Annotated in this window: 17 protein-coding genes; all 17 read left to right on the top strand. The window is 61.8% G+C overall.

The genetic code is table 11. The features are described from left to right. The first annotated feature begins 53 nt into the window (after positions 1 to 53). The 17 genes from cobA (at position 54) to ACRZ94_RS15125 (ending at position 16,335) form a co-directional block, all read left to right on the top strand. Complete coding sequence (gene cobA, locus ACRZ94_RS15205) at positions 54 to 815, top strand: uroporphyrinogen-III C-methyltransferase (RefSeq protein WP_480654805.1); 762 nt, start codon at positions 54 to 56, stop codon at positions 813 to 815. Further along, positions 808 to 1,200, top strand: coding sequence for a c-type cytochrome (locus tag ACRZ94_RS15200; RefSeq protein ID WP_480654803.1), 393 nt, complete (start codon positions 808 to 810; stop codon positions 1,198 to 1,200). The genes cobA and ACRZ94_RS15200 overlap by 8 nt, the downstream gene beginning before the upstream one ends. Further along, entirely contained in the window at positions 1,197 to 2,342 is a 1,146-nt protein-coding gene (locus tag ACRZ94_RS15195) for a cytochrome D1 domain-containing protein (RefSeq protein WP_480797726.1), read from the top strand. The genes ACRZ94_RS15200 and ACRZ94_RS15195 overlap by 4 nt, the downstream gene beginning before the upstream one ends. A gap of 3 nt (positions 2,343 to 2,345) precedes the next feature. Beyond that, positions 2,346 to 3,335 carry a siroheme decarboxylase subunit beta gene (ahbB, locus tag ACRZ94_RS15190; protein WP_480797725.1) on the top strand — a complete coding sequence of 330 codons (990 nt, stop codon included), beginning with the start codon at positions 2,346 to 2,348 and terminating at the stop codon, positions 3,333 to 3,335. Continuing rightward, the gene (locus ACRZ94_RS15185) at positions 3,332 to 3,781 is read left to right on the top strand and encodes an Lrp/AsnC family transcriptional regulator (protein WP_480797724.1); all 450 of its coding nucleotides are present in this window, start codon (positions 3,332 to 3,334) and stop codon (positions 3,779 to 3,781) included. Before ahbB (ACRZ94_RS15190) ends, ACRZ94_RS15185 begins: the two co-directional genes overlap by 4 nt. Next, positions 3,778 to 4,260, top strand: a complete 483-nt coding sequence (ahbB, locus tag ACRZ94_RS15180) for a siroheme decarboxylase subunit beta (protein ID WP_480797723.1) — start codon at positions 3,778 to 3,780, stop codon at positions 4,258 to 4,260. The genes ACRZ94_RS15185 and ahbB (ACRZ94_RS15180) overlap by 4 nt, the downstream gene beginning before the upstream one ends. 3 nt (positions 4,261 to 4,263) lie before the next feature. Further along, the gene (nirJ, locus tag ACRZ94_RS15175; protein WP_480797722.1) at positions 4,264 to 5,478 is read left to right on the top strand and encodes a heme d1 biosynthesis radical SAM protein NirJ; all 1,215 of its coding nucleotides are present in this window, start codon (positions 4,264 to 4,266) and stop codon (positions 5,476 to 5,478) included. A 133-nt stretch (positions 5,479 to 5,611) separates the two neighbouring features. Next, entirely contained in the window at positions 5,612 to 7,096 is a 1,485-nt protein-coding gene (locus tag ACRZ94_RS15170; protein ID WP_480797846.1) for a cytochrome D1 domain-containing protein, read from the top strand. After that, entirely contained in the window at positions 7,053 to 7,316 is a 264-nt protein-coding gene (locus tag ACRZ94_RS15165) for a hypothetical protein (protein WP_480797721.1), read from the top strand. The genes ACRZ94_RS15170 and ACRZ94_RS15165 overlap by 44 nt, the downstream gene beginning before the upstream one ends. An 89-nt stretch (positions 7,317 to 7,405) precedes the next feature. Continuing rightward, on the top strand, positions 7,406 to 7,870 hold the full coding sequence (locus tag ACRZ94_RS15160) for a DUF2946 family protein (RefSeq protein ID WP_480654787.1): 465 nt from the start codon (positions 7,406 to 7,408) through the stop codon (positions 7,868 to 7,870). A gap of 44 nt (positions 7,871 to 7,914) precedes the next feature. Further along, positions 7,915 to 10,038: a 4Fe-4S binding protein gene (locus ACRZ94_RS15155; protein ID WP_480797845.1), complete on the top strand. Its 2,124-nt coding sequence runs from the start codon at positions 7,915 to 7,917 to the stop codon at positions 10,036 to 10,038. A 15-nt stretch (positions 10,039 to 10,053) separates the two neighbouring features. Continuing rightward, complete coding sequence (gene nosZ, locus ACRZ94_RS15150) at positions 10,054 to 11,961, top strand: TAT-dependent nitrous-oxide reductase (protein WP_480797720.1); 1,908 nt, start codon at positions 10,054 to 10,056, stop codon at positions 11,959 to 11,961. A 2-nt stretch (positions 11,962 to 11,963) separates the two neighbouring features. Next, a complete protein-coding gene (locus ACRZ94_RS15145) occupies positions 11,964 to 13,220 on the top strand; it encodes a nitrous oxide reductase family maturation protein NosD (RefSeq protein WP_480797719.1) in 1,257 nt (418 codons plus the stop codon). Then, the gene (locus ACRZ94_RS15140; RefSeq protein WP_480797718.1) at positions 13,210 to 14,103 is read left to right on the top strand and encodes an ABC transporter ATP-binding protein; all 894 of its coding nucleotides are present in this window, start codon (positions 13,210 to 13,212) and stop codon (positions 14,101 to 14,103) included. The genes ACRZ94_RS15145 and ACRZ94_RS15140 overlap by 11 nt, the downstream gene beginning before the upstream one ends. Further along, positions 14,100 to 14,921: an ABC transporter permease gene (locus ACRZ94_RS15135; protein WP_480797717.1), complete on the top strand. Its 822-nt coding sequence runs from the start codon at positions 14,100 to 14,102 to the stop codon at positions 14,919 to 14,921. The genes ACRZ94_RS15140 and ACRZ94_RS15135 overlap by 4 nt, the downstream gene beginning before the upstream one ends. Further along, positions 14,918 to 15,433 carry a nitrous oxide reductase accessory protein NosL gene (locus ACRZ94_RS15130; protein WP_480654777.1) on the top strand — a complete coding sequence of 172 codons (516 nt, stop codon included), beginning with the start codon at positions 14,918 to 14,920 and terminating at the stop codon, positions 15,431 to 15,433. Before ACRZ94_RS15135 ends, ACRZ94_RS15130 begins: the two co-directional genes overlap by 4 nt. Further along, positions 15,430 to 16,335, top strand: coding sequence for an FAD:protein FMN transferase (locus ACRZ94_RS15125; protein ID WP_480797716.1), 906 nt, complete (start codon positions 15,430 to 15,432; stop codon positions 16,333 to 16,335). Before ACRZ94_RS15130 ends, ACRZ94_RS15125 begins: the two co-directional genes overlap by 4 nt. Positions 16,336 to 16,456 lie beyond the last annotated feature (121 nt).

Below are 16,456 nucleotides of genomic sequence, written 5' to 3'. Positions count from 1 at the left end.
GATCGCGCAGGATTGCGGGGCTCAAAGCACATTCTGACCAAGCGAGTTCACACATGACCGGCAAGGTATTTCTGATTGGCGCAGGCCCTGGTGACCCTGAACTGATGACCCTGCGCGCGCTGCGGATGCTGCAAAGGGCGGATGTGGTGGTCTATGACCGGCTGGTCTCGGACGACATTCTGGCACTGCACGCCGCAGGCGCGCGGATGATCCCGGTCGGCAAGGCCCCGAAATGCCACACGGTGCCGCAGGATCGCATCAACGACATCCTCGTCGAAGAGGCCCGCGCCGGGCATATCGTTGCACGCCTCAAAGGTGGCGATCCGATGATCTTTGGCCGTGGCTCGGAAGAGGCCGCCTATCTGATGGCCCGGGGCATCCCGGTCGAATACGCGCCGGGGATTACGGCGGCACAGGGGGCGTCGTGCTCTACCGGCGTACCACTGACCCATCGCGGGCTGGCAACCTCGGTGCAATATGTCACCGGACACCGGCAGGCCGACAAGGTGCTGGATCTGGATTGGAAACGTCTGGCAGACCCGGAATCGACGCTGGTCGTCTATATGGGCGTGGCCAATATCGGCCAGATCGCGATGGGGCTGATGACCGAAAACCTGCCCGGCTCGACCCCGGTTCTGGCCGTTGGCAAAGCCACCACGCCGGAGGAACGCCGCATGGTGTCCCGGCTGGATCGGTTGGCCGCAGATGTGCGGGCGGCCGAATTGGAAGCACCCACCCTGTTCATCATCGGCAAAGTTGTGTCGCTTTATGCGGAGCAGCCTGTCGCTCAGATATTGGAACAGGCTCATGGCTAGGCTGGGCTCCGGAAAACCACGGCGGCACCCACCTGCGCGGGCGCGGACTGGCGGTGTCACCGGGCGATCCGGTTGGACTGCGCGTGCCGTTCTGACAACCGCCGTGCTTGTGGCCACAACCGCCTTTGCCGCCGACACCCTGGACCCCAGCGCCCTCAAACGGCTGGTGCATCAGGATTGCGGCTCGTGCCACGGGCTGTCGCTTAAAGGCGGGCTTGGTCCTGATCTGCGCTCTGAAACCCTTGAACATTACGACCCGGACGTACTGACCCGTGTGATCCTCGACGGCATTCCCGACACGGCAATGCCCCCGTGGCGGCCCCTGATCAGCGAAGAAGAGGCCGAATGGATCGCCCGTTACCTGCTGGAACAGGAGGCACAATGAAACAGCTTATCCTTACCCTCGCAGCCACCCTGCTGATGACCACGGCGCAGGCCGAGCCGACCGCAACCGGTGATCTGGGCCTTGTGATCGAACGGGCCAAGGGCTCGGTCCTGCTGGTGGATCAATCCGACCGCGCGTCTCTGGCGCGGATCGAAGGGCTGGGCGATCTGTCCCATGCCTCGTTGGTCTATTCGCCTGACGAACGCTTTGCCTATGTCTTCGGGCGTGACGGCGGGCTGACCAAGGTCGATATTGTCACCCGCCGGATCGAGAACCGCGTGGTACAGGCGGGAAACGCCATCGGCGGCGCGATTTCGGATGACGGTAAGCTGGTCGCCGTGTCGAACTATGAACCCGGCGGCGTACGCGTTTTTGATGCAGAGACTCTGGACATGATCGCCGACATCCCCACCGACAGCAAAACCATCGGTCTGGTCGATGCGCCGGGCCGCCGGTTTGTCTTTACCATGTGGGATACGGGCGAGACCTGGATTGCCGATTTCGCCACGGGTGCGCCCGAGATCACCAAAATCCCCGACATGGGCAAACACCCCTATGACGCGCTGATCACCGCCAATGGCCGCACCTACATCACGGGCCTGTTTGGCGAAGATGGCCTGACCGCGCTGGACCTGTGGGCCGAGACGCCCGAACCGATCCGCGTGCTGCCCAACTATGGGCGCGGGCAAGAGGAGATGCCGGTCTACAAGATGCCTCATCTGGAAGGCTGGGCGCTGACGGGGCCTGAATTCGTGCTGCCCGCCGTCGGCCACCACGAGGTTCTGTGGATCGACGCCGACACCCTGACCGAGACCGGGCGCACGCAGACCCACGGCCAGCCGGTCTTTGCCATGGCACGGCCCGACGGGCGGCAGGTCTGGGTGAATTTCGCCCACCCGCTGAATGACACGATTCAGGTGATCGACAGCGTCAGCAAACAGATCATCCACGAATTCAAACCTGGCCCAGCCGTGCTGCATATGGAGTTCACGCCGCGCGGGCATGAAGTCTGGATCAGCGTGCGTGATGCCAACAAGGTCATGGTCTACGACACGCAAAGCTTCGAGAAACTGCGCGAGATCGAGGCCGATAGCCCATCCGGCATCTTCTTTACCGCCCGCGCGCACAGAACGGGGCTGTAACCGATGCACCATATCACCGACCCCCTTGACCGCCGCCTGCTGGACGAATTCCAGCGCGATTTCCCCGTCACCGCGCGTCCGTTTCAGGTTCTGGCCGACGCGCTTGGTCTGGACGAGGCAGAAGTACTCGACCGGCTGGCGCGGATGCGTAAGACAGGGCGCATCACCCGGGTTGGAGCCACGATTGCCCCCGGCGCAGTATCGGCCAGTACGCTTGCCGCTGTCGCCGCGCCTGACGCACGACTGGAAGAGGTCGCCGCCATCATCGATGCCGAACCCGGCGTGAACCACAATTACCAGCGCGAGGACGACTGGAATCTTTGGTTCGTGGCCACCGGCCCGGACCGGGCGCATGTGAACGACACACTGGCTCGGATCAGCCGCCGCACCGGCCTGCGTGTGCTGGACCTGCGGCTTGTCCGCCCGTTCAACGTTGATCTGGGGTTCCGGATGTCGGGCGCCGCCAGCAAGGTGCCCGCACCCCGTCGGGTGGACAGATCCGCCATGCAGGACGGGGATCGTGCCCTGTTGCAGGCGCTCAGCTCTGGCCTGCCGCTGGTCGCAGAGCCGTACGATGCGCTCGCCTGCGCACTTAACCGTCGCACGGCAGAGGTCATGGCCCGGATTGAAGCGCTGTATCAGGCTGGCATCGTCTCGCGCCTGGGCGTCATCGTGCGCCACCGTGCGCTTGGCTGGTCCGCCAATGCCATGGTGGTCTGGGACATGCCCGCCGATCAGGTCGGAACCGCCGGTCCCGCACTGGCCGCGCATCCCGGCGTGACGCTGTGTTATGAGCGCAACCCGGTCGCAGGCGTCTGGCCCTATCGCCTATATTCCATGATCCACGCGCGCTCGCGCCCCGAGGCAATGGAGGTCCTGGCCGGGGCCGCCGCCCTGCCCGAAATGGCAGGAGCCCGGCACAAGGTGCTTTTCTCGACCCGTTGCTTCAAACAAACCGGCGCGCTGATCCAACCGAAAGAGGTGGCGGCATGATACTGGACGACACTGATCGCGCGATCCTGAACCGGATGCAGGATGACCTGCCGTTGACACCGTATCCCTACGCCGCGATTGCCGGGGAATTGGGAATCGCGGAATCCGACCTTCTGGGCCGTCTGGACCGGATGAAAGAAGAGCGCGTCATCACCCGGTTCGGTCCGTTCTTTGACGCCGCCGCCATGGGCGGGGCTTTTTGCCTGTGTGCCATGGCCGTACCAGAAGCGGATTTCGAAACCGTCCTGACCAAAGTCAATGCACATCCCGAGGTTGCCCATAATTATGAGCGTACGCACCGGTTGAATATGTGGTTCGTTCTTGCCACTGAAACACCCGAAGGGATCGCATCCGCAGCCGAGGCTATCGAACGGGAAACCGGGATCGCGGTCCTGCAATTTCCCAAGCTTCAGGAATTCTTCATTGGCTTCCGGGTGGCAGCATGATTGACGCCAAAGACAGAGAGATCATCGAGGCGCTGCAAGGCGGGCTGCCGCTGGTGCCCGCGCCCTACCGCCACGTGGCCGAGAGGCTGGGTCTGGACGAAGACGCACTGCTGTACCGCCTGGCCGATATGAAATCGCGCGGCGTGATCCGGCGCATCGCGGCGGCACCGAACCACTATAAGCTTGGGATGACCTCTAACGGGATGACCGTCTGGGATGTGGCCGATGACCGAGTGACCGAGATGGGCACGCAGATCGGTCTGCTGCCCTTTGTGACCCATTGTTATGAACGCCCCCGCGCCCTGCCCGACTGGCCCTATAACCTGTTCGCCATGGTCCATGGCGCCGATCCCAGAGAGGTTGAAGAGAAACGCGCCGAGATCGCCGCCATTCTGGGCGATGCCTGTCGGGCGCAGGACATCCTTTATTCCACGCGCATCCTGAAAAAGACCGGGCTGCGCCTGAAACAGAAAGGCTGAGATATGTTCCGCCTGACCGAATATATGCACCAACTGATTGAACCGAGTCCGGTGCGTAAACGTCGCCCCGGACCAGTCAAACCGGTGGTGATCTGGAATCTGACGCGGCGCTGCAATCTGAAATGCCGTCATTGCTACACCGTCTCGGCGGATGTGGCCTTCCCCGGTGAGCTCAGCCATGAGCAAGCCATGGTCACCCTTGAGGATCTGGGCCAGTTTCGCGTCCCGGCCCTGATCCTTTCGGGTGGGGAGCCGCTGGATCGGTTCGATTTCTTCGACATTGCCACACGCGCCCGCGATCTGGTGCCGATGCTGGCGTTGTCCACGAATGGCACGCGGATTCATGACGAGACCGCCGACATGATCGCAGATGTGGGGTTCAACTATGTGGGCATCTCGCTGGACGGAATCGGCGCCACGAATGATTGGTTCCGGGGCGTCGAGGGGGCCTTTGCCGACGCTTTGCGCGGCGTGCGTGAATGCAAGAAACGCGGCATCAAGGTGGGTCTGCGGTTCTGCCTGACCGAGGGCACCCAGCATCACCTGCCCGATCTGTTGAAGCTGTGCGATGATGAGGGCGTGGACAAGTTCTATCTGTCCCATCTGGTTTATGCCGGGCGCGGCGACAAGAACCGGGGCGAGGATGCCGAGCATCTGCGCACGCGAAAGGGCTTGGACCTGTTGCTGGACCGCGCATACGAGGCTGTCTCGGGCGGGCGTCCGCTGGATATCGTGACCGGCAATAATGATGCTGATGCGGGCTATTTCCTGAATTGGGCCCGGGCGCATTTCGACGCGGAAAAGGCGGCGCATGTGCGACAGCATCTGGCGGCCTGGGGTGGAAACTCCAGCGGGTTGGGTGTGGCCAACATCGACAATCTGGGCCGCGTGCATCCCGACACCTATTGGTCGGATTACACGGTCGGAAATGTGAAGACCAAACCGTTTTCCGAGCTGTGGACCAGCGATGATCCGATGCTGGCGATGCTGCGTACACGTCCGCGCCCCCTGAAAGGGCGCTGCGGGGCGTGCCAATTGCAGGACGTCTGTGGCGGCAATACGCGTATCCGGGCGTTGCAACTGACTGGCGATCCATGGGCCGAAGATCCGGCCTGTTATCTGTCAAATCAAGAAATCGGCGTCGAAGACGCAGGCGAGCGCCTGCAGGTCACGCCGTTCCGGGGGAAACGTCATGATCCGGCGCATCAGTTCTTTTGAAACCGTTGGTCCTGCTGACCCGTCCGATGTGCGGGTGGGGGCTGCAGGAGCCTCCGGCGGCCGTATTTGGAACAAGAAGAAGCAGGGGGTTGGTCTGTTTACGGCCAGCCTTGCATTTGTGGTTGCTGGTGCGATGGCGCAGGCGGATGCGCCGTCGGATTATGCCGAATTCTGTGCCTCCTGCCATGGTGAGAACCGGTTGGGCGGGGTCGGGCCGGCGTTGATCCCCGAGACACTGAAACGAATGCGGGGGCCGCGTGTGGCTGCGGTCATCGCCGAGGGGCGGGCGGCGACGCAGATGCCCGCGTTTTCGCATGAGTTGGATGCGTTGCAGATCGAGGAACTGGCGGGTTGGCTGAAATCTCCGCTGGAGACCGATCCCGAATGGGGTGAGGACCAGATTGCGGCCAGCCGCGTGCTGGACGAAGACTACGTTTCTGTGGATGCCCCTGTCTGGGACAGCGATCCGATGAACATTACGCTGGTGGTTGAAACCGGTGACCACCATGTCAGCGTGCTGGATGGGGATACGTTCGAGGTTCTGGACCGGTTCGAGACGCCCTTTGCCGTGCATGGCGGGCCGAAGTTCAGTCCCGATGGGCGCTATGTGTTCATCATGTCCCGCGATGGCTGGGTACAGAAATACGACATCTGGGCACTGAAACAGGTGGGCCGGGTGCGCGCGGGCCTCAACAGCCGCAACATCGCCATGTCAGGCGACGGCAAATGGGTGGCCGTGGCGAATTACCTGCCGAACTCTCTGACTTTGCTGTCGACCGAAGATCTCTCGGTTGCAAAGGTCATCGGGGTGAAAAGCAAGACCGGCGTACCCAGCCGGGTCTCGGCCGTGTATCAGGCCCCGCCGCGTGAGAGCTTTGTGCTGGCGTTGAAAGACGTGCCCGAGATTTGGGAGGTCTTTTACGGGGCCAACCCGCCGCAATTCGGGCTGGGCCATGATTTCCGCATCGAGGGTCAGTTCAAGAACCCCGATCCTTTCCCGGTGCGCAAGATCACCACGCCCGACTATCTGGACGATTTCTTTTTCGACCAGAGCTATGAATACGTCATGGGCGCCTCGCGCGATGGCAAGGGCGGACAGGTGATCGATCTGGTGATCGGGCATAAGGTGGCTGATCTGGACCTGCCGGGGATGCCTCATTTGGGCTCGGGGATCACGTGGAAACATGGCGACACCACGGTGATGGCGACGCCGCATCTGACCGATGGCACCGTTTCGGTGATCGACATGGGCACATGGGAAACCGTCAAGCGGATCAAGACCGAAGGGCCGGGTTTCTTCATGCGCAGCCATGAGAACTCTCCTTATGTCTGGGCCGATGTGTTCTTTGGCCCCAACAAGGACGCCATGCATGTGATTGACAAGCAAAGCCTTGAGATCGTGAAAACCCTGCGCCCCGCGCCGGGCAAGACTGTGGCCCATGTGGAGTTCACCAAGGATGGCCGCCACGCACTGGTGTCCATCTGGGAAGACGACGGCGCCGTGATCGTCTATGACGCGCAGACGCTGGAAGAGGTCCGCCGCCTGCCGATGCGCAAACCGTCTGGGAAATACAATGTCTGGAACAAAATCACCTTCTCGGAAGGCACCAGCCACTGAAGGGCGGTGGCCGGTCTGGAAACTGGCCATCCTGCTCTATCCGGCCACGGCGCTGACCGTGGCCATCAACCTGTTTCTGGCCGGTTTGATTGCCAACAGCGCGGGGTTTGGCGTGATTGCACCAGTGTCGGCCCTGCTCTGGTCGATCCCTTTGGGCCTGCCTGCAGCCTGGCTGGCCGGGCGCTGGGTACGTAGCCTGATGGATGAGGCGGACGGGTAAGGCTAAATCTTTGGCGGCCTAACCGAAGTCAAGTATCGCTGCGCGGGAATCCAATACGACTCAGGAAAGATTTCCGAGTTGGATTCTCCATGTCTGTCCTCAACCCTCTGCACAAGTCAGCTGTTCGCGCGTCCCGCGCAGCTTGTGCCATGGCAGGCATCCTCTTTCTGCTTTTGCAGCTGCTTGGCCCGGCGCTGGCGAGTCCCGGGCAAAGCATGTGGGTGGAGATCTGCTCGGAGGCAGGGGCGGTTTGGGTCCAGGTGGACCTTGAGCAAGACACTGACGACCCGACTGCACCCTGCCCGAAATGCGCTGATTGCGCCTTGTGCGCAGTTACCTCGGTGGACCCTGTGGCCGAAACGCCAGTGCTGATCCGCAGCGAATTTACCCGAATGGCCCGTGCGGAGTGTTCCGGGCAGGTCGTCATACACGACACGTCGCGTCGGTGGCCCGAAACCCGGGGGCCCCCGCGCGCAATCCAAGACACAACCGAACGCGCCCTGCGCGCGTCCATGGCGTTAACCCAAGTTACCGGAGGTGCGCCGTGGTCGTAAGTCGCGCAATCCATTTCCTGCTGGCCTTTGCCCTGTCCTGCCTTATGGCGATCAGCGCCCATGCCGACAGCCTCGCCAGCTTTCTGCCCGAGATTGAGCCTGCCGATCTTGTGCCCGGTGCCGATGCCTTTGGCCCGGTGCGCGAGGACGTCATGGTTGCCCCCATTCTGAAGGGGGGCGAGACGGTGGCCTGGGCGTTCCTCACATCCGATTTCGTGGGCACCACCGGATATTCCGGCAAGCCGATCCATGTGGTCGCCGCCATTGATAAAGATGCGGTGCTGACCGGGGTGCAACTGGTCAAACACTCGGAACCCATCGTTCTGATCGGCATTCCCAATGCACGCATGGTGGAACTGACCGAAGGCTATGCCGGGCTGGACCTGAAGATTGAGGCCGAAACCGGCGGTGAGGGGCATGACCTTGATATTATCTCGGGCGCGACCGTCACGATCATGGTGATCGATGACAGCCTTGTGCGTGGCGGCATCAAGGTGGCGCGCGCACTGGGGCTGGGTGGGCTGGCGCCTGCGCAGGCCGATGGGCCCAAGCGCGAGGTGGATCTGGCCCAGGACGCGGTCTATGACTGGACCACGCTGTCGGGCGACGGCTCGGTCCGGCGGCTGACGCTGGATATCGGACAGGTCAACGCCGCGTTCGAGGCGACGGGTGATCAGCGCGCGATCAAGCGCCCGGAACCCGGCGAGCCTGATGACACCTATATCGACATGCATATGGCGCTGGTTTCGGTGCCGTCGATCGGCAAGTCGCTGCTGGGCGAGGCCGAATATCAGAACATGCTCGACTGGCTGGACGAAGGCGAACAGGCCATTCTGGTGCTGGGGCGCGGGGCCTACAGCTTCAAGGGCTCGGGCTATGTCCGGGGCGGGATTTTCGACCGGATTCAGCTGATACAAGGCGACAATTCGGTGCGGTTCTTCGACAAGCAGCAGCGCCGTCTGGGCGAGGTTGCAGCACCGGATGCGCCGAGCTTTACCGAACTGGACATCTTCAAAATCCCCGCCGAGGCCGAGTTCGATCCGGCCGAACCCTTCCGCCTGCAACTGCTGGCGCAACGGGCTGTGGGCGCGGTTGAGAAAACATTCCTGACCTTTGATCTGGGGTACAAATTACCGGAACATTACCTGCTGCCCGTTGCGACCCCTGTGGTGGTCGATGATGCCACCGGCGAGGCTGCGGCCAAGGCCGCGCTGTGGCAGCGCATCTGGAAAGACCGCACTGTCGAGATCGGGGTGCTGGGTGTGATGCTGCTGGTGCTGACCGCGACCTTCTTCTTCCAGTTCCACGCCACGATGAACGCGCGGGTCTTTTACTGGTTCCGCATCGGATACCTGACCATGACCCTGTTCTTCATCGGCTGGTACGCCAATGCGCAGCTGAGCGTGGTCAACCTGATGGCGTTGGCAGGCAGCTTGCGCACGGGCTTTTCGTGGGATGCCTTCCTGCTGGATCCGCTGGTCTTTATCCAGTGGTTCGCCGTGGCTGCCGCGCTGCTGTTCTGGGGGCGCGGGGCCTATTGCGGCTGGCTCTGCCCATTTGGCGCGCTGCAGGAACTGACCAACAAGATCGCGCGCGCGCTGAAAGTGCCGCAATGGACCCTGCCCTGGGGTCTGAACGAACGCCTCTGGCCTGCGAAATACATGATCTTCCTGGTGCTGTTCGGGATCAGCTTTGTCTCGATCCCGCTGGCTGAAACCTATGCCGAGGTCGAGCCGTTCAAGACCGCGATCATCCTGAAATTCATGCGCGACTGGCCGTTTGTGGTCTTTGCGCTGGCCCTGCTGGGGATCGGGCTGTTCGTGGAACGGTTCTATTGCCGCTACCTTTGCCCGCTGGGCGGGGCGCTGGCAATCCCCGCCCGTATCCGCATGTTCGACTGGCTGCGCCGCTACAAGGATTGCGGCACCCCCTGTCAGACCTGCGCCAATGAATGCCCCGTTCAGGCGATCCACCCCACCGGTGAGATCAATCCGAACGAGTGCGTCACCTGCCTGCATTGTCAGGTGCTCTACCAGTCCGAGGACAAATGTCCCGTCGTTATCCGCCAGCTGAAACGGCGGGCCAAGACAGGGTCGGTCCAGATGAAGACCCCACTCGGACAACCACCGGCGAACCATCCAAACGCCAAACCGCAAACCGCTTCCTAAAAAGGAGGGAAGATTATGTCGGACACTGAAAACAAACTGAACATCACGCGCCGCGGAATGCTGGGGGCCACCGCCACCGGTGCCGTTCTGGCCGGGACCGGGCTCGGCTCGACCCTGATGACTGCGCGCGAAGCCAGCGCTGCCGCAAATGCGCATCTGGAGCCCGGCGAGTTGGACGAATATTACGGCTTCTGGTCCTCGGGCCAGACCGGTGAGCTGCGCATCCTGGGCGTACCCTCGATGCGAGAGCTGATGCGCGTCCCCGTGTTCAACCGCTGCTCGGCCACCGGCTGGGGTCAGACCAATGAATCGCTGAAGGTTCTGACCGAAGGCCTGCTGCCCGAAACCAAGGATTTCCTGGCCGCAAACGGCAAGGTCACCTATGACAATGGCGACCTGCACCACCCGCATATGTCGTTCACCGATGGCACCTATGACGGCCGCTATCTGTTCATGAACGACAAGGCCAATACCCGCGTCGCCCGCGTGCGCTGTGACGTGATGAAATGCGACAAGATCATCGAAATCCCGAACGCGCATGACATCCACGGGTTGCGCCCGCAGAAATACCCGCGCACCGGCTATGTCTTTGCCAATGGTGAGCACGAGGCCCCGCTGGTCAATGACGGCCAGATTCTGGACGATCCGTCCAAATACGTGAACATCTTCACCGCCATCGACGGTGACACAATGGAGATCGCGTGGCAGGTGATGGTGTCGGGCAACCTCGACAACACCGACTGCGACTATCAGGGCAAATATGCGTTCTCGACCTCGTATAACTCGGAAATGGGGATGAACCTGGCCGAGATGACCGAGAATGAGCTGGACCATGTGGTCGTGTTCAACCTCAAAGGCATCGAAGATGCCATTGCCGCGGGCAATTATCAGGAGCTGAACGGCGTCAAGGTCGTGGATGGCCGCAAAGAGGCAGGTGGTAACCTGACCCGTTACATCCCGATCCCGAACTCGCCGCATGGTGTGAATGCCGCACCCGACAAGAAACACATCATGATCAACGGCAAGCTGTCGCCGACCGTGTCTGTGATTGATGTCGAAAAAGTCGACGCGCTGTTTGCCGACAACGCTGATCCACGTTCCGCTATCGTGGCCGAACCGCAACTGGGTCTTGGCCCGCTTCACACCGCGTTCGACGGCAAGGGCAACGCCTACACCACCCTGTTCCTGGACAGCCAGGTGGTGAAATGGGACATCGCCAAAGCCATCGAAGCCTATGGTGGTGCCGACGTTGATCCGATCCTTGACAAGGTGGACGTGCAGTATCAGCCGGGCCACAACTCAACCTCGATGGGTGAAACCGCCGAGGCTGACGGCAAGTGGCTGATTTCGATGAACAAGTTCTCGAAAGACCGCTTCCTGAATGTGGGTCCGCTGAAGCCTGAGAATGAGCAGTTGATCGACATCTCGGGCGACAAGATGAAGGTGGTTCATGACGGCCCGACCTTTGCGGAACCGCATGACTCGATCCTTGTGCACCGGTCCAAGGTGAACCCGGTCAATGTCTGGGACCGCAACGATCCGATGTGGGAAGATGCGCGCAAACAGGCCGAGGCGGATGGCGTCGATCTGGATTATGGGGCCGAAGAACCCATCCGGGATGGCAACAAGGTTCGGGTCTATATGACCTCGGTCGCGCCTGTGTTCAGCATGGAGAAGTTCACCGTCAAGCAGGGCGATGAAGTCACTGTCTACGTCACCAATCTGGATGACGTGGATGATGTGACCCACGGCTTCTGCCTGTCGAACTTCGGCATCGCGATGGAGGTTGCACCGCAGGCCACTGCCTCGGTCACGTTCATCGCTGACCGTCCGGGCGTGCACTGGTTCTATTGCCAGTGGTTCTGCCACGCGCTGCACATGGAAATGCGCGGCCGGATGTTTGTTGAGCCGCGGAGCGCATAATCATGCGTTGGTCCCTGCTCATTCCGCTCCTGCTCGGATCGCCCCTTTGGGCGGAAGACTGGGATGTGCCCAACCGGGCGGGGGCCATCAACGAGATACTGGCGCAGGCGGCGGATGGGGACACCCTCCGCCTGAGCCCCGGTGTTTATACCGAACACCTCGTGCTGGACCGGCCCGTCACAATCGACGGGCAGGGTTTGGCCACCATTGACGGACAAGGTGAGGGCAGCGTCATTACCGTGACTGGGCCCGGCGTGATCGTGCGCGGGCTGACGGTGATCGGCTCTGGCGACAGCCATGACGGGATCGACAGCGGTATCCAGCTGACCAAGACGGCCACCGCGCCGTTGATCGAGGACAATGTGCTGCTGGGTAATCTTTACGGCATCGACATCCACGGGGCCAAGGACAGTATCGTCCGGGGCAACCGGATCGAAGGACGGCAAGACCAGCGCATGAACGAGCGCGGAAATGGCGTCTATGTCTGGAACGCGCCGGGTGCGATGGTTGAAGGCAATGACATCCGCTATGGGCGCGACGGGATCTTTGTGAACTCGTCCAAGAAGAACACCTTCACCGGCAACCTGTTCCGCGATCTGCGCTTTGCGGTGCATTATATGTATGCCGACAATTCTGTGGTCAGCAACAATGTCTCGATCGGCAACGATCTGGGCTATGCGGTGATGTTCACCTCGAATGTCAAAGTCACCGATAATGTCTCGATTGATGACCGCGAGCATGGCGTGATGCTGAACTATGCTAACAAGAGCGTCATCACCGGCAATGTGGTGAAAGGTGCGAAAGAGAAGTGCACCTTCCTTTATAATTCGAACAAGAACGAATTCACTGACAACTGGTTTGAAGGCTGCGGCATCGGCATCCACTTTACCGCAGGCAGTGAACGCAACCGGATCGTCGGCAATGCCTTTGTCGGCAACCGGACGCAGGTGAAATATGTCTCGACCAAATGGGTCGAGTGGTCAGAAGACGGGCGCGGAAACTATTGGTCCGATTTCGCCGCCTATGATGTGGATGGCAACGGCGTGGCCGATGCCCCTTATCGCCCCAATGATTCAATGGACCATGTGCTGTGGACCCAACCCGCAGCCAAATTGCTGCTCGGCTCGCCTGCCGTGCAGCTGGTGCGCTGGTCGCAATCGGCCTTCCCGGCGCTGTTGCCGGGCGGTGTGATGGACAGCAACCCCTTGATGCAAGCCCCTGAACCCCCAGCTATGAAAAAGGTGCCTCATGACGGATAAGGCCCTGACGATAAACCAAGTCTGCAAGGACCGTGGCAAGACCCGCGTTCTTGACGATATCACCCTGTCCCTTGCCCCCGGCCAGCGCGTTGCGCTGCTGGGCCACAACGGTGCGGGCAAGTCGACGCTGATCAAATCCATCCTTGGCCTCACGCCGATCCAAGGCGGTGCCATTCGGGTCGGGGACGCCACCCCCGGCAGTGCACAGGCGCGGCGCGAGACGGCCTATCTGCCCGAGGCCGTGTCGTTTCACCCGGCCCTGACCGGTCGCGAACAACTGACCCTGTTCGCGCAGCTTTCGGACGCGAAGGCGGATGTGCCCGGTCTGCTGGAGCGGGTCGGCCTGAGCGACGCGCTGGACCGCCGGATCGGGGCCTATTCCAAAGGGATGCGGCAACGTCTGGGTCTGGCGCAGGTGCTGTTGGGGCAGCCGAAGGTCGCGCTGCTGGATGAGCCGACATCTGGTCTGGACCCGATCTCGCGGCAGGATTTGTATGCCATCATTGACGAATTGGCCGCGCAAGGCACCGCCGTTCTGATCGCGTCCCACGCGCTGACCGAAGTTGAGGCCCGCACCGACCGCATCGCCATCATGCGCAAGGGTCGGATGGTGGCCGATGACACGTTGACCAACCTGTCGGCGCTGGCCGGTCTGCCGATCCGCCTGAAGGTGCGCGCCAGTGCCAACCCTGACGCCTTGGCCGCCGAACTGGGCGGCAACCGGATCAACGGCGCCTCAGTGGAACTGCTCTGTACCCCCGAAGACAAGATGGAGGCCCTGCGCCGGATCGCCGGGTTGGGCGACGCGGTGGCGGATGTGGAAATGACCCCACCCAAGCTGGAAGACCTTTACCGCCATTACGCACAGGAGGAGAGGCTATGACCCGCTTCCTCGCCATCACCCGCACAGAAATGCTGATCCTGCGCCGCAACCGCTGGCTGCTGGTCGCCACACTGATCATGGTGCTGTTTGCGCTGGCGCTGACCTTTGCGGGCAGCGCCCCAACCGGGACTTTGGGGGTCGATATGCTGACCGTCTCGGTCGCGTCGATGACCACTCTGTCGGTCTATCTTGCGCCCTTGCTGGCGCTGATGATTTCTTTTGATGCCATCGCAGGCGACGTGGACCGGGGCAGCCTGTCGCTGTTGCTGTCCTACCCTGCGGGGCGCGGAGAAATCCTGCTGGGCAAGTTCACCGCCCACCTCGCCGCTTTGGCCTTCGCCATGACCGTCGGCTTTGGCAGCGCAGGTGCTGTGGCGGCCTTCTTTGGCGGCGCGGGGCCCGAAAGCCTGATGGCTCTGGCGCGCCTGATCCTCACATCCATCCTGCTGGGCGCTGTCTTTCTGGCGCTGGGATACCTGCTGTCCGCTTTGGCAAAGGGGGCCACGGCGGCGGCGGGCCTGTCGGCCGGGCTGTGGCTGGTTTTTGTCGTCCTCTATGATCTGGGCCTGTTGGGGGCCGTCGTCATGGACAAGGGTGGCACCTTCACCCAATCCGTCTTTCCATGGGTGATGGTCGCCAACCCGGCCGACGCATTCCGTCTGTGGAACATCGCCGCAACCGAGGGCGTCGCCATGGCCTCGGGCATGACCGGGGCCGCACAGGCCCTGCCCGTTTGGGCCGCGCCTGCCTCACTTCTGATCTGGCCGGTGCTGGCCTTCACGCTCGCCCGCGCCGCATTCCGGAGGGTTGAACCATGAAGCGCCTGTGCCTGATTGCCCTGATCGCCCTGACCGCGTGCAAGGAAGAGGTGGCCGAGGCCCCCGACCCGGTGGACCTGACGCCCGACGCGCTGAGCTTTTTCTGCCAGATGAACATCGCCGAACATGGCGGACCCAAGGGGCAGATCCACCTTGAAGGCTACCCTGCCCCGCTGTTCTTTGCGCAGGTGCGCGACATGGTGGCCTATCTCAAAAGCCCCGAGCGGGACGCCAAAATCACCGCCGTTTATGTCAGTGACATGAGTGTCGCGCCCAGCTGGCGGCAGCCGGGTATCGCGAACTGGATTGCAGCCGACGGCGCGACCTTTGTGGTCGGAGCCAATGTGGCGGGTGGCATGGGCGCGCGCGAAGTGGTGCCCTTTGGGGATCCGATGGCCGCCGAAGCGTTCATCAATGACTATGGCGGAACGGCGCTGCCCCTGTCCGACATTCCCGACACCGAGGTCCTTGGTCCCGTCGATCTGGACCTGCAGTTGGAGACACCCGCATGACCCGTTACTCTCGCCGCCGTTTCCTGAGCATTTCGGCTGCTTGCATGTCCTTTCCGGCGGCGGTGTCCGCAGCCGGATCTTCCGCCCGGTGGACAGGAACCGCGTTGGGTGCACCTGCCAGTATGCAGTTAAATGGGCTGAGCGATGCAGAAGCCGCCCCCATTTTCGACGCGGTCACCGCCGAGGTGTCGCGCCTGGAAAACATATTCAGCCTGTACCGCCCTGACTCTGAGCTGTGCCGCCTGAACCGAACGGGCCACTTGTCGGCCCCCTCAGCCGAGCTTTTGCAACTCCTGAGTCTGTGCAGCGCCCTGCATGCGGCATCGGGGGGCGCTTTCGATCCCACCATTCAGCCGCTTTGGATGGCTTTGGCCAATCCTGCGGATGCCTCTGCCCGGGACATGGCGTTGGATGTCATCGGATGGGACAACGTTTCCGTGGGCACAGATGAAATCCGTTTGCCGGTTCCGGGCGTGTCTGCCCTGACGTTGAACGGGGTGGCCCAGGGTGAGGTGACGGATCGCATTTCCCGGTTGCTCAGGTCTTTTGGTCTTCGGAATGTGCTGGTCGATATGGGAGAAATCCGGGCCGACGGCCGGCGCGGCGATGGTCGTGCCTGGCAGGTTGGGCTCGCATCGGCGGATGGGACGATAGAAAACCGGATCAGTCTGACGGATCGCGCTTTGGCGACCTCATCCCCGGCGGCGATGACTTTGTCGGGTGGACAGGGGCACATCCTGAACCCGATCGGGCAGCGCGTGTTTCACAGCACCGTGTCAGTGTCCGCCCCCAGCGCCGCCGTGGCTGATGGGCTTTCGACGGCTTTATGCGCCATCCCCCAACACAGAATCGCCGAGACTATGTCCCGTTTCCCTGCTGCCCGGATCGAGTTGCTTATATGACCCACAGGGAAGACGTCAAAGTTTTCGAAGTGACCAATACTTAAGCGCTCTACACATGACTTAGGTCAATTTTTGACCATCGATTGTTCGATAGGGTGCTTGGAAAGACAAGACTCAAGAT

It is taken from the genome of Ruegeria sp. CH10 (assembly GCF_056537125.1).
Note: the sequence above shows the minus strand (reverse complement) of the source record. Positions and strands in the feature narration are given on the sequence as shown.